Annotated in this window: 15 protein-coding genes and 1 riboswitch; of the genes, 7 read left to right on the forward strand and 8 right to left on the reverse strand. The window is 67.2% G+C overall.

What is annotated here, in order from left to right; genetic code table 11:
• Positions 1 to 164 precede the first annotated feature (164 nt).
• From AL3_RS16645 to trxB, 3 genes are all read left to right on the forward strand, one after another.
• Entirely contained in the window at positions 165 to 1,106 is a 942-nt protein-coding gene (locus tag AL3_RS16645; protein WP_066303174.1) for an ABC transporter ATP-binding protein, read from the forward strand.
• The gene (locus AL3_RS16650) at positions 1,103 to 1,990 is read left to right on the forward strand and encodes an ABC transporter permease (protein ID WP_066303176.1); all 888 of its coding nucleotides are present in this window, start codon (positions 1,103 to 1,105) and stop codon (positions 1,988 to 1,990) included. Before AL3_RS16645 ends, AL3_RS16650 begins: the two co-directional genes overlap by 4 nt.
• An 87-nt stretch (positions 1,991 to 2,077) precedes the next feature.
• Positions 2,078 to 3,055: a thioredoxin-disulfide reductase gene (gene trxB, locus AL3_RS16655; protein WP_066303178.1), complete on the forward strand. Its 978-nt coding sequence runs from the start codon at positions 2,078 to 2,080 to the stop codon at positions 3,053 to 3,055.
• A 9-nt stretch (positions 3,056 to 3,064) separates the two neighbouring features.
• Here trxB and AL3_RS16660 read toward each other — a convergent pair whose 3' ends face one another.
• Complete coding sequence (locus AL3_RS16660) at positions 3,065 to 4,333, reverse strand: Nramp family divalent metal transporter (protein WP_066303180.1); 1,269 nt, start codon at positions 4,331 to 4,333, stop codon at positions 3,065 to 3,067.
• Between the two features lie 128 nt (positions 4,334 to 4,461).
• A complete protein-coding gene (locus AL3_RS18695; protein WP_161599334.1) occupies positions 4,462 to 4,710 on the reverse strand; it encodes a PLDc N-terminal domain-containing protein in 249 nt (82 codons plus the stop codon).
• A gap of 203 nt (positions 4,711 to 4,913) precedes the next feature.
• On the opposite strand from AL3_RS18695, the gene AL3_RS16670 reads away from it, so the two are divergent.
• Entirely contained in the window at positions 4,914 to 5,420 is a 507-nt protein-coding gene (locus AL3_RS16670; RefSeq protein ID WP_066303188.1) for a hypothetical protein, read from the forward strand.
• On the opposite strand, the gene AL3_RS16675 is transcribed toward AL3_RS16670, so the two are convergent.
• The 3 genes from AL3_RS16675 to AL3_RS16685 form a co-directional block, all read right to left on the reverse strand.
• Positions 5,374 to 5,784 (reverse strand): DUF1622 domain-containing protein, encoded by a 411-nt coding sequence (locus AL3_RS16675; protein ID WP_066303190.1) that lies wholly within the window; start codon positions 5,782 to 5,784, stop codon positions 5,374 to 5,376. The genes AL3_RS16670 and AL3_RS16675 overlap by 47 nt on opposite strands.
• Positions 5,785 to 5,882: 98 nt before the next feature.
• Positions 5,883 to 6,200: a hypothetical protein gene (locus AL3_RS16680; RefSeq protein ID WP_066303192.1), complete on the reverse strand. Its 318-nt coding sequence runs from the start codon at positions 6,198 to 6,200 to the stop codon at positions 5,883 to 5,885.
• Between the two features lie 103 nt (positions 6,201 to 6,303).
• Complete coding sequence (locus AL3_RS16685) at positions 6,304 to 6,744, reverse strand: hypothetical protein (RefSeq protein WP_151723865.1); 441 nt, start codon at positions 6,742 to 6,744, stop codon at positions 6,304 to 6,306.
• Between the two features lie 150 nt (positions 6,745 to 6,894).
• On the opposite strand from AL3_RS16685, the gene AL3_RS16690 reads away from it, so the two are divergent.
• From AL3_RS16690 to AL3_RS16700, 3 genes are read left to right on the forward strand one after another with little or no spacing between them, the layout of a single operon-like run.
• A complete protein-coding gene (locus AL3_RS16690) occupies positions 6,895 to 8,199 on the forward strand; it encodes an MFS transporter (RefSeq protein WP_246168388.1) in 1,305 nt (434 codons plus the stop codon).
• Between the two features lie 46 nt (positions 8,200 to 8,245).
• A complete protein-coding gene (locus AL3_RS16695; protein WP_066303215.1) occupies positions 8,246 to 8,989 on the forward strand; it encodes a response regulator transcription factor in 744 nt (247 codons plus the stop codon).
• Positions 8,986 to 10,584: a sensor histidine kinase gene (locus AL3_RS16700; RefSeq protein WP_083521846.1), complete on the forward strand. Its 1,599-nt coding sequence runs from the start codon at positions 8,986 to 8,988 to the stop codon at positions 10,582 to 10,584. The genes AL3_RS16695 and AL3_RS16700 overlap by 4 nt, the downstream gene beginning before the upstream one ends.
• A gap of 6 nt (positions 10,585 to 10,590) precedes the next feature.
• Here the strand turns inward: AL3_RS16700 and AL3_RS16705 are convergent, their stop codons facing one another.
• The 3 genes from AL3_RS16705 to AL3_RS16715 form a co-directional block, all read right to left on the reverse strand.
• Positions 10,591 to 12,060: an amino acid permease gene (locus AL3_RS16705; protein WP_246168389.1), complete on the reverse strand. Its 1,470-nt coding sequence runs from the start codon at positions 12,058 to 12,060 to the stop codon at positions 10,591 to 10,593.
• Positions 12,061 to 12,182: 122 nt separating this feature from the next.
• Entirely contained in the window at positions 12,183 to 12,533 is a 351-nt protein-coding gene (locus AL3_RS16710; protein ID WP_066303198.1) for a DMT family transporter, read from the reverse strand.
• Between the two features lie 3 nt (positions 12,534 to 12,536).
• On the reverse strand, positions 12,537 to 12,851 hold the full coding sequence (locus tag AL3_RS16715; protein WP_066303200.1) for a DMT family transporter: 315 nt from the start codon (positions 12,849 to 12,851) through the stop codon (positions 12,537 to 12,539).
• A gap of 11 nt (positions 12,852 to 12,862) precedes the next feature.
• A riboswitch (guanidine-III (ykkC-III) riboswitch) is annotated at positions 12,863 to 12,929 on the reverse strand.
• Positions 12,930 to 12,989 lie beyond the last annotated feature (60 nt).

Genomic DNA, 12,989 nt, shown 5'->3' on the forward strand with positions numbered 1-12,989 from the left:
GCCCACAAATGGGTTCTTGACCATCTGAAAGGCCCCTCCCGACATAAATGACGGGAGGGGCCTTTCAGTCTTCAGGCTCAGCTAGATTGTCCCTATCGGGGCAGCTCATCCGCTCTCCGTTCCTTCCGGGGGGACCGGCAGGCCGCTGACCCAGGAAGAGCGCTTTGACTGTAAACCCGCCGGCCATCTCCGTCCGGAGATTGACCAAAAAATACGGCTCCACCACCGCCGTGGACGACATTTCCTTCGAGGTGGAACAGGGCAGCGTTTTCGCGTTCCTGGGCACCAACGGCGCGGGCAAGTCGACCACCATCGGCTGCCTGACCACCGTTAACCCGTTCGAAGCGGGCACGGCCGAGGTAGCCGGGCACAACGTGCGGACGGCCGGGGAAGGCGTGCGCCGGAACATCGGCGTCGTTTTCCAGGAATCGATCCTGGACCCGCTGCTGACGGGCCGGGAAAACCTGCGCGTGCGGGCCCGCTTCTACTCCTCCGACCGCGCCGCCAACGAAGACCGGATCAACGAACTGTCCGCGCTGATTGACCTGGGGGATTTCCTGGACCGCCGCTACGGAACCTATTCCGGCGGCCAGCGGCGCCGCGTGGACATTGCCCGTGCCCTGCTGCACGCACCGCCGATCATCTTCCTGGACGAACCGACGGCCGGCCTGGACCCGGCCAGCCGCGCGATCGTCTGGTCCACCATCCACGAACTGCGCGACCGCCACGGACTCACCGTTTTCCTCACCACGCACTACATGGAGGAAACCGAGGAAGCAGACCGTGTCTGCATCATCGACGCGGGGCGCATCATCGCCGACGGCACTCCCGCCGAACTCCGGGCCCGGCACAGCTCCAGCATCCTCACCATCACCACAGCCGATCTGCCCGGTCTGGAAGCCCTGGCCGCGGAACTGGGCGGCAGGATCAAATCCGTGGACGGCGCCGTCGTGCGCCTGGGCGTGGAGACGGCGGAGACTGCCCGCCTGATCCTGGCCCGGCACGGCGCCGCCGTCCGGGACTTCGAGTTCAGGCACGGCACCATGGACGACGTTTTCCTGGCCCTGACCGGCCGGACCCCAGCCCTGGAAGGAGTCCAGGAATGAACGCCATCATGGACCTCACCGCCCGGAATCTCCGGCTCTTCTTCCGCGACCGCCTGGGTGTTTTCTTCTCCCTGCTTTCGGCGCTGGTGGTGTTCCTGCTCTACACCCTGTTCCTGGGCAACCTGCAGACCGAGGGGCTCGGCCAGTCCTTTCCGCAGGCCACCAGCGGGGAGATCAAGGCCTATGTGGACAGCTGGATGTTCGCCGGAATCCTGGGCATCACCTCCATTACGACGGCGCTGGGCGCCATGAACGTGTTCGTGGAGGATTCCGGGTCGGGCCGGTTCCGCGACTTCCTGGTCTCGCCGATCCAGCGCGGCAAGCTGATTCTCGGCTATCTGCTCTCCGCCACCCTGATTTCGGTGATCATGACCGCCCTGGTGCTGATCGTGAGCCTGGTCTACCTCTACACGGTCAGCGGGGTGAGCCTGGGGGCCGGGCAGCTGCTGCGGATGTCCGGGTACCTGGTGCTTTCCTGCGTCGCCTTCGCGGCCTTGAGCGCGTTCGTGGTCTCCTTTATCCGCACGGCCGGGGCCTACTCCGCGCTGTCCACGATCGTGGGCACGGTCCTAGGGTTCCTGGCCGGCTCCTACATCCCCGTGGGCAACTTCCCGGAGGGTGTGCGCACCTTCGTCAGCGCGCTGCCGTTTATGCAGTCCTCCATGCTGCTCCGGCAGGAGATGACCGCTGACACGCTGCCCGCCATGACCGGGGACCAGCCGGCCGCGACGGCGGAACTGCAGGAGGTCTTCGGCATCACCGCGCAGGTCGGCGACTGGCAGGTGGGCACCGGGTATGTGCTGTTCAGCCTCGCTGCGATGGCCGTGATCTTCACGCTGCTGGCAACGGTGCGGATCCGCCGCCGTATCCACGTGCAGGCCTAAGGTTCCCGAGGGCCTCTGGCAGTGCGGGGCCGGCGGTTCCACACTGGAGGAACCGGCCCTACGCCTGGCCATCCTCAAGGAGCAGCCATGACAACCGATTCCGTCCTGATTATCGGCTCCGGTCCCGCGGGCTACACCGCTGCCGTCTACGCCGCCCGCGCCGGCCTGGCACCCCGGGTCCTGGCCGGTTCCGTGACCGCCGGCGGCGCACTGATGAACACCACCGAGGTGGAGAACTTCCCTGGATTCCCTGACGGGATCCAGGGCCCGGACCTCATGGAGGCACTCAAACGGCAGGCAGAAAAGTTCGGTGCGGTGGTGGAGTACGACGACGTCGTCTCGGTGGACCTGTCCGGCCACACCAAGCGGGTGGTCACCGGCGGCGGAACCACCTGGAAGGCCCGCACCGTTATCCTCGCCACCGGCTCCGCCTACAAGGAGCTGGGGCTGGCGGAGGAAAAGAAGCTGAACGGCCGGGGGATTTCCTGGTGCGCCACCTGCGACGGCTTCTTCTTCCGAAACCAGGAGGTGGCGGTGGTGGGCGGGGGAGACTCGGCCATGGAGGAGGCGCTCTTCCTGACCCGCTTCGCCAGGAACGTGACGGTGGTGGTCCGCCGCAGTGAGCTCAGGGCCTCCCGGATCATGGCCCAGCGGGCCAAATGCCACGAAAAGATCAGCTTTGCCTGGAACAGCGAGGTCACCGCGATCCAGGGCGGGGACAAGGTCACCGGGCTGACCCTGGCGGACACCGTCACAGGCGAAACCCGTGAGCTGGCCGTCGGGGGAGTCTTCGTGGCAATCGGACACGTCCCGCGCACGGAACTGCTGCACGGGCAGATCGACCTGGACGACGCCGGCTACATCCGCGTGGCCGCACCCACCACCCAGACGAACGTGGACGGCGTCTTCGCCTGCGGCGACGCCGTGGACCACCGCTACCGCCAGGCCATCACAGCCGCCGGGACCGGCTGTTCCGCAGCCCTGGACGCGGAACGCTATCTGGCGGCTGTCCAGGACGCCGATGCCATTGCCACCGCACTGGTGGAGGGAGCGCTGGACGGCTGACCTGCGGGTCTAGGCCGCGCCGCTGAAGGTCAGGACGAGCAGGGCAATGTTCAGTGTGATGAGCAGGAGCGCGACGACGGCGCCCAGGGCGGTGGTCCACCAGCGGTTCCGGTGAATGCCCATCAGATCTGCGCTGGAGGTCAGCCACAGCAGCGGCACCAGTGCGAACGGAATGCCGAAGGAGAGCACCACCTGACTCAGTACCAGGGCCCAGGTGGGATCAATGCCCGCTGCAAGAATGCCCAGCGCCGGCAGTAGGGTGACCAGCCGGCGGAGCAGCATGGGGATCCGGATCTTCAGCAGGCCCTGCATGATTTCGGCGCCGGCGTAGGCCCCGACCGAGGTGGACGCCAGCCCGGAGGCCAGCAGCCCGAGCGCGAAGAGGAACGCTATTCCGCCGCCAAGGGCGCCGTCGATGGCCGCGTGCGCGCCGTCGAGGGTGTCCGTGCCGTCCACGCCCTGCAGCGAGGTTGCCGCCAGCAGCAGGATGGCCAGGTTCACGGTGCCGGCAACGGCCAGGGCAATCGTGACGTCCCAGCGGGTGGCCCGGATCAGTGTGGACGTGGTCATCTGCTCCGTCCGCTGGGGGAACCGGTCGCGGGTGAGTGCGGAGTGTGCATAGATGGCGTGCGGCATCACCGTCGCACCGAGGATGGAGGCGGCCAGCAGGACGGACTCGGCGCCCTCAAACCGGGGCATCAGCCCTGCGGCGACTGCTCCGGCATCCGGTGGGGCGATAAACACACCGGCGGTGAAGCCGATGACAATGATGGCCATCATCGAGACGATCACGTATTCAAAGCCGCGGTGCCGCCCGCTGCCCTGCAGGGCCAGGACGGCCATCGACACGGTGCCGGTGATGATGCCGCCGGCCAGCAGCGGCAGGTCAAAGAGCAGCCAGAGGGCGACGGCGCCGCCGATCACCTCCGCGACGTCGGTGGCCATGGCCACCAGCTCGGCCTGCAGCCAGTACAGCCGGCGGCCGGTGGGGGATTTGACCCGCTGCCCCACCAGTTCCGGCAGGCTCCGCCCGGTGGCCAGCCCCAGCTTGGCGGAGAGGTACTGCACCAGCCAGGCCATGGTGTTGCCGGCGACGACAACCCACACCAGCAGATAGCCGAAACGGGCTCCGGCGGTCATGTTGCTGGCCACGTTGCCCGGATCCAGATACGCCACACCAGCCACGAGCGCCGGGCCGAGCAGCCAGGGCAGGCGGGTCTTCGCCGCGCCCCGGGCAGACCGGGAAGCGGTGTCGGAGGGTGCTGCTTTGGGGAGCATATGGCTAACGTAGCACCGTGAGTTCGGCGTGCCTAAGAGTTTCACGCAGGAGTGCGCAACATCTTAGTGTTTGGTCGCTGCCGTCACTTTTCAGCCGCGGAACCGCGGTCGACGAAACTGTGGCAGGGCTATCCAGCGGCCTCCGGGCTGCCGTCCTTGACCGCCGGTTCGCAGCGGGTGCGGCGCTGCAGCACGGCCAGCCAGGCCAAGGCACCGCCCACCGGCAGCAGAAGAATCACAGCGCACCAGAGCGCCCGCACTCCGCCGGCTGCCCAGTCCGTGCGGTAGAGGCTGAACAGCGCCCCGGCCGTCAACGTGAGGACGAGGAGCAGCAGCAGGGCGGCTGCTGGAATCCACATCAGGAACTCAACGGGCATGATTGAACCGGGCGCTTTCGACGGAAGGCTGGTGAGAGGGACTCTGGAGAGAACCGGAAGATCCAAACCGCTGTTCGGCCGGCACGGTTCCCAGCGTAGGTTTCCCATGCCGCGCTGCACATCATCCTTGAAGATGAGTTCGGTGCCGCCGGGGATCATCCCTGCACATGAGAGGCCAGTCCGGGCCCGGCTAGAGTTGAAGAATGCCCGCTCCTGCACCCTCTGCGTTTTCGCGCAGCTTCACCCTTGTGATGGCTGCCATCAGCATCCCCATGGCCATCGTTATGCCGCTGTGGATTACTGCCGGGCGCATCCTGTTCGGTGTGGAGGGTTCGCTCGTTCCGATCTTCGCCCTGACCGCCGGACCGGTCCTCGCCGTCCTGATGCTCACCGCGGCCGTGAAAATCACCGTCAACGCCAAGGCCCGGCGCCCTTTCGGGGCCCCGCTCAAAACCTCGCTCCTGCTGCTGGGCAACTACCTCCTGGCGGCTGCCTTCGGCTTCTTCGTTCCGGATTTCGGCACACCCGGCAGCGGGTCGATACTGTCCGGGTTGGCCGGCGAGGAGGTCCTGGGGTACTCGGCGGCGCTGGCCAATCCGTTCGGCATCGCCACCCTGTTTATCTCGGTGGTGGTCCTGGTGCGGGCCTTCCGCGATACTTCGGCTACCCGGCAGGATCAGGCTTCCGCCCCGGTGCTGCCGGTTCCTTGAGCGGAGCGGCTTCCTTGAGTGGAGCGGCCGGCCCGCTCTGCCAGGGCAGTTTCCCGGTGACCTCCAGCTGCAGCGAATAGCTCAGGAACGTGCGGATCAGCACAATCACCGCCAGCACCCCCAGGGACTCGAAGGTGGGGGTAACAGCCACCGTGCGGATGATGTCCGCGGCTACCAGCAGCTCCAATCCCAGCAGGATCGCCCGCCCCAGCTGCTGCCGGTAGACCTCATACACGCTGGACCGGCGCTGGAGCAGGCCCGTGCCGGCGATGATGGTTGCCACCACCGCGCCGGCAACGATCGCCGCGACACCCGCCAGGTCCACCAGCGCCCCGGCTGATTCGATGAGTTTGTGGAAATCCATACCCAGGCACCCGCCCCTTCCGCCCCTGGAATGCCGGTGCACCCCGCAGCGAGCCCGCTGAGTCCACTGAGCCCTGTGCCGGTCCGGCTGTCAATGGGCTAGCGCGCCGGAGCCGCCGGTTGGGGTGAAGTGTCGTAGTAGAAGGCAAAATCGTCGTACGGATCGCGCCAGGCAGAATCGTCCCGGGGAATACGCACGACGGCGGCAGCAGGGACCCAGCGGTTGTGGGCCCGGGCGTCGTCGTCGATCCAATGCACAAGCACATGGGTGCGGGTCCAGGCAGCGGCCTTGCCGTCCACCGCCAAACCGTCCATACGGCAGCGGATATAGGGTTCGCGCCGGTAGGTGGCGTGGGCAACGCGTGGACCGGAGACAGCTGCCTGGGGGTGCGGGGCGGGGTGCGTGGATGCTCTCATGCACTCCACTGTCGCTGCCGGCACTGACATTGCTTCCGGCCGGCGTCTGCCGGGAGAAGGGTGCGGGGGCGGCGGATCCCGCCTCAGAACATCGCAGCCGTAACTAGGAGGCCAGATCCCGCCATTTTGCGGCCGCACGGGAGCCCAGGGCAGTCCCGCCGTCCTTGACCTTGCGCGGAATCATCCGGATCACCGGAGCCAGGTCCGAGCGGGGGAAACGCGCCGCCTCGGCAGATCTGGGCGGCTGGGCAGGCTGGTCCGGACGGATCCCCCGGACCGGCCGGTCTGCTGCGGCAGGTGCCGTGAGCGCCGGCTGGCGGTTCATGAGCAGGTAGGCCAGCGCCACCGGAGCGATCAGCAGGGAAATCAACGTGACGGTACCCAGCGCATACAGCGCGAGCATTGCATAGAACGGGCTGTCGAAGAGGGACGCAACGAACGCGGCGCTGCCGAACAGCAGCCACAGCCAGAACACCCCAACCAGAATCAGGGCCGTACGGGCACGGCGGTAGAGCATTACGGAGCGGCGGCGTGGCGAAGGCACGCGCGCCTGAGACTCACTGCCCAATTGGAACTCCCCCAGCTAAGCGGGCCCGGTGATGGTGGACCCTAAGGCTGATATTAGTCCTTTTTGGTCCGTAACACTGGCATACACAGGCCACAATGGTGTGTGTCGTTCCAGGAAGGGAAAATCTTGCGCTCCACCCCCGGCCCCGGCCTGCTTTTTGTCCTGGTATGTGCCATGGGCGCCGGCCCGGTCATGAACTACGGACTCTCAGCCACAAGCACCCTGATCATGGCTGACCTGGGGATCAGCGAGGCCCAGTTTGGGTTGCTGGCCGCCACCTGCTTCTGCAGCGCGGCGCTGTCCTCCATGTCCCTGGGCCGGCTCAGCGACCGCATCAGCGCCCGCTCCCAGCTGCTGATCATCTTCGGCGGCACCGCACTTGCCCTGATCTTTATGGCCGTCTCGGGAAACTACCTCTGGCTGCTGGCCGCCGTCCTGTTCTCCGGGCCGGCGCAGGCCATTTCAAACCCCACCACCAACCGGATCATCATCCACTCCGTGGAACCCGCCAAGCGCCCCGGCTGGATGGGCATTAAGCAGTCCGGTGTGCAGGCCAGCCAGCTTTTTTCCAGCCTGTTCTTTCCGGCTGCCGCACTGTTCGCCGGCTGGCGCGGTGCCGCCGTCGGAGCTGCCGCGGTCCTGGGCCTGCTCCTGCTCTACTCCTGGAACCGGCTGCCGAAGGAACCGCGCCGGCCGGCCCAGGACAAGGCCAGCCGGGAACCGGTGGACCGCCGGTTCCCGGCGCCGGTCTGGCTGCTCGCCGCCTTCGCCCTGTTCTCCGGGGCGGGTATGCAGGCCACCAACGTCTACCTGCCGCTCTTCGCCCAGCGGGAGCTCGGCTTCTCGCTGCTGATGGGCGGCGCCACCGCGGCTGTGGCGGGCATCGTGGGGGTGGCCTCCCGGGTGCTGTGGGGCCGGCGGATGGCCGAAGGCGTCCGCGCCTCCACTCTGCTGCTGGTCCTGGCTGGCGGGGCAATCTGCGGAGCGGGCCTGCTCCTCGCAGCCGGAGAGACCGGCGCGCCGGTGCTGCTCTGGGCCGGGGTGCTGTTCCACGGGGCCTCTGTCCTGGGCGTTAACGTGGTGGTGATGGCCGGTGTCCTCCGCGAAGTGCCCAAGCAGCGCGTCGGTGCCGCCTCCGGTGCGGTCTCGCTGGGCATGTATGCAGGCTTTGCGCTGGGGCCCCTGGCCATGGGCCTGCTGCTGGAGTTCTCCGGCGGATTCCTGGACGGCTGGCTGTTCATCGGCGGCGCCTACCTGCTGTGCGTCGCCACCGGGCTGGGGTACCGCCGGATGGACGCGCCCCGCGCGGGCGGAGCACCGGCTCACAGTTCCCGCACAGGAATGAACAAGGATGCCGAAAGCCGGGCGGGGGATGATCGAAACGGCGCCACGGGCGCAGCTGCGCCCGGCCCGCCGCAGCCGGGTGGCTAAGCTGTCCCCCAAAGCAGGTTTCCGCGGACCCGATGGAAAGGCTTACATGACCGAGGCCCCGAACAACTTCGCAGCCAATCTGCCTAAGCTCATGCACCCGGATGGCACTCCCATCCGGGCCCTGGTGGTCGACGACGAACCCAACCTCGCCGACCTGATCAGCATGGGCCTGCGGATGACCGGCTGGGAGGTCGCCACCGTCGGAGACGGCCGTTCCGCCGTCGCGAAGGCGCGCGAGTTCCGTCCGGACGTCCTGGTCCTGGACGTGATGCTTCCCGAGTTCGACGGCGTTGAGGCGCTCGGCAAGATCCGCAGCTTCGACCCGGACGTTCCTGCCCTCTTCCTGACGGCCAAGGACGCCGTGGAGGACAGGATCACGGGCCTGGCCGCAGGCGGCGACGATTATGTGACCAAACCGTTCAGCCTGCAGGAGGTGCTGCTGCGCCTGCACCGGCTGGTCCAGCGTTCCGGAGCTGCTTCGGCGGACACCTCCGAACTGGTGGTGGGGGACCTGGTGCTCAACCTGGATACCCGGGAAGTCACCCGCGGCGGGGACGAGATCCAGCTGACGGCCACCCAGTTTGAACTGCTCCGCTTCCTGATGGAGAACCCGCGCCGCGTGGTCAGCAAGACGCAGATCCTGGACCGGGTCTGGGATTACGACTTCGGCGGGCAGGCGAACATCGTGGAACTGTACATCTCCTACCTCCGCAAGAAGATCGACGTCGACCGTCCGCCGATGATCCATACCGTCCGCGGGGCCGGATACGTGCTAAAACCGGCCACATGAGCGGTGTGGGCAGTTCCGGGAGGCAGGGACCGGCAGATGGGCAGGGACCGGCAGCACCGCGGGCCGCCGCCGGAGCGCACAGCGCACCCGGGTCCCAGCCGGGGCAGCCGCGCTGGGCGCGGTGGCTGGAAGGCTGGCGGCTGCGCAGCAAGCTCCTCGCCGCGACGCTGGCCCTGCTGCTTCTCACCTGCCTGACCATCGGCTTCTTCAGCCACGCGGTGATGAACGTCTACCTGACCCGGCAGCTGGACCAGACGCTGATCGGGGCCTCTGACCGGGCCGCCGGTTTCCAGTTCCCGCACGGCAGGTTCCCGGACCCGGACCGGGATCCACTGGATGCCCCGGGCCAGGGGCGGATTGGGATGCTGGGCGCCCGGGTCACGGACGGTGCCGTGGTTGGCGCCGCGGTTGTGCAGCCGGACGGCTCCCGGGCACCCCTGCCGGAATCCGACCTGGAGATCATCGCGGCTGTGCCCCCGGTCCGCGAGCCGGTCACCCGGACGCTTTCGGTGGGCGAGTACCGGCTCGTGGCGCAGCCCCAGCCGGGAACGGTTGGAACCGTGGTTGTCTCCGGACTTCCGGTCGCGGAAAAGAACAACACGCTCTTCTCGCTGGGCCTGACCATTGCCGGGGTTTCGGCGGTGGGCCTGGCCGTCACCGGTGTGCTCAGTTATCTGATTATCCGGCGCGCGCTGCGTCCCCTGGAGAAGGTGTCCGCCCTCGCCACCCAGGTGGCCACCATGCCGCTGGAATCGGGCGACGTCGACCTGCCGGAGCGGGTGCCGGAAGAACTGACGCATCCGGCCACCGAGGTTGGCAGTGTGGGGCTGGCCGTTAACCGGATGCTGGACAACGTCTCCCACGCGCTGGCGGTGCGCCAGCGCAGTGAAACGCAGGTCCGGCAGTTCGTCGCGGACGCCAGCCATGAGCTGCGGACGCCGCTGACCTCCATCCGCGGTTACACCGAAATGGTCCGCCTGACGGAGGACCTCAGCGCCAACGGCCAGCAGTCGCTGGGGCGGGTGGAAGCGGAATCCCGCCGTATGACGGGGCTGGTGGAGGACCTGCTGCTGCTCGCCCGCCTGGATGAAGGCCGCGGGGAGGTCCGTGAGGAAGTGGACCTGACCCAGCTGGTGATTGAATCGGTCAGCGATGCCCGGGTGGCGGCGCAGGACCACAACTGGACCATTTCCCTGCCGGAAGAGCCCGTGATTGTGCACGGGGACCCCGGCCAGCTGCGGCAGGTCCTGATCAACCTGCTGACCAACGGCAGCCGGCACACTGACCCCGGGACCACGATCAGCACCAGGCTGGCCCCGGACGCTGGGGGAGGGGCAGTGATCACAGTGGCGGACAACGGCCCCGGCATTCCGGAAGCCTTCCAGGAGCACATTTTTTCCCGCTTCACCCGTGCGGATGCAGCCCGCAGCGGGCGGGCAGCATCCTCCGGGCTGGGCCTGGCGATCGTGGCTGCGATCGTCAGCGCACACCATGGGAGCATCAGCCTGGACAGCGAACCGGGCCGCACAGTCTTCACCGTCCGGCTCCCTGCTGGCACGGTTCCGGACCGCGCTGCGTCCAGCCCGCGGCAGTAGCCGGCGCTATCCGGCGGTGTCCGGAGCCGGGGCGGCCGGTCCCGGTGTCCGGTGCCGGGGGCTGTCCGGATTCAGCAGGGAGTGCCGGCGTCCGTAGAACCAGTACAGGGCCATGCCGACCAGCAGCCAGACGCCGAACCGGACCCAGGTCTCCCAGTGCAGCTGCAGCATCAGGAACCCGGAGGCCAGGACGCCGAACGCCGGGACCCACGGCATCAGCGGAAGCCTGAATTCCCGCGGCGCGTCCGGCTGGGTGCGCCGCAGGACAATAACGGCCACGCACACCACCACGAATGCTGCGAGGATGCCAATGTTCGTCAGGTCCGCGACCGCCCGGATGGGGAAGAACCCGGCCAGCAGGGCCGAAGCGCCGCCGGCGATCCAGGTCACCCGCTGCGGCGTGCCGCGCGAGTCGGTGCCGGCGAACCAGCGGGGGAGCAGCCCGTCGCGGCTCATCGAGAACCAGACCCGGGTGACCCCGAGCAGGAAGGTCAGCATCACGGTCAGGATCGATATCACGGCGAACGCGGAAATCACGGTGGCGATAATCGGCAGGCCCACGCTCTGGAACGCTGAGGCGAATCCCGCCGTCGGGCTGATCTCCGAGTAGTTCTGCATGCCCGTGAGCACCAGGGTAGCCAGCACATAGAGCAGCATTGCCACACCGAGGGAGAGCAGGATGGCCTTGGGCATGTGCTTCTTGCCGTCCGTTGCTTCCTCCGCGGCGGTGCTCATGGCGTCGTAGCCAAAAACGGCGAAGAACACGGTGGCGGCGCCGGTGAAGACCACACCGAAGCCGTTGGGCAGGAACGGGGTGTAGTTGTCCGTGTTCACGAAGAACACGCCGAGCCCGATGATGAACAGGATCAGCAGCACCTTCAGGGCCACCGCCACCAGTTCGAACCGGCCGAAAGTCCGGGTGCCGCGGCTGAGGATGAAGGTGATAAAGAGGCAGACGACGACGGCGGGCAGGTTCACCAGGCCGCCTTCGATAACGTCTCCGGTGCCCTGCATCCAGACCGGTACGTCAACACCGATTCCGGCCATGAACTCGGTGAAGTACCCGGAAATGCCGATGGCGACGACGGCGACAATCGCCGTGTACTCCAGCAGCAGGTCCCAGCCGATGAACCAGCCGATGATCTCCCCGAGCGCGACATACCCGTAGGTGTAGGCCGAACCGGCACGCGGCACCATCCCGGCGAATTCCGCGTAGGACAGGGCGGCCGCGGCACTTGCGAGCCCGGCGATGAGGAAGGAGATAACAACGGCCGGGCCCACTCCTTCCGAATCCGGGCCGCCGTTGGCCACGAGTCCGGCGAGCGTGAAGATGCCGATGCCGATAATGCCGCCGACGCCGATGGCAGTCAGCTGCCACAGGCCAAGGCTCTTGAAGAGCTTGGTTCCTTCGCCGGCTTCAGCCTCGGTTTCTTCGATCGGCTTACGCCGGAAGACTGAGCGATCCTTATCTGCCACGGACATATCGGCTCCTTGACCGGATGGGGGTGCGTCTGTGCAGTATCAACCGTGACGTGGGGCTTTGTAACCCCGGCAGCCCGTTTAGCGGCGCAGGAGGCGGGAATCCGGGCTGCTGCCCGCTAGCGGATTTCCTGTTTCTCCGGAGCAGGCGCAGCCTTGTCCACGAACTTCAGCCCGATCACGCAGCCGATGATCCCGGCCAGGAACAGGACCTTGAGTACCCCTGGTTCCTCGCTGCCTGTGGCCATGGCCCAGGCCACGGTGAGGACGGCGCCGAGCCCGGTCCAGACGGCGTAGGCGGTGCTGATGGGGATGAACTTCATGGCGTAGCCAAGCCCGGCCATGGACAGTGCGGCAGCGGCGGCGAAGATGACCGAGGGGAGCAGGACGGTGAACCCGTTTGAGGCCTCCAGCGCGGTGGCCCAGACAGCTTCGAGGACGGCGCTGAGAATAAGGATGATCCAGGCCATGGGTTATGCCACCACCTTCAGGCCGACAACGCAGCCGATGATCCCCATCAGCAGCACCACCTTCGCGACGGTGGCCTTTTCGCCGCCGAAAGCCATGGCGTAGGCCGCGGTGAGGACGGCGCCGATACCCACCCAGACGGCGTAGGCAGTGCCAACCGGAATGCTCAGCATCGCCCAGGCGAGTCCGGCCATGCTGGCGGTCAGCGCCAGCACGAACACGATGCTGGGAAGGGGTTTGCGGAAGTTGTTCGACTTCCCGAGTGCTGTTGCCCAGACGGCTTCAAGCATCCCGGAAGCGATGAGAATGGCCCATGCCATCTGCTAGATCCTTTGGCCAGTCTTGTCGCGTGCCGGGTACTGAACCGTCGTCCGGGGGCCGGAAGGAGCGGGCCCTGCTCTCAACCGTAGCAAAATCCCCGATCCGGTGCCGCGGCATTAAGCCCCGCCCGCCGCCGG

This window comes from Arthrobacter luteolus NBRC 107841 (assembly GCF_001552075.1).
Taxonomy (GTDB): domain Bacteria; phylum Actinomycetota; class Actinomycetes; order Actinomycetales; family Micrococcaceae; genus Arthrobacter_B; species Arthrobacter_B luteolus.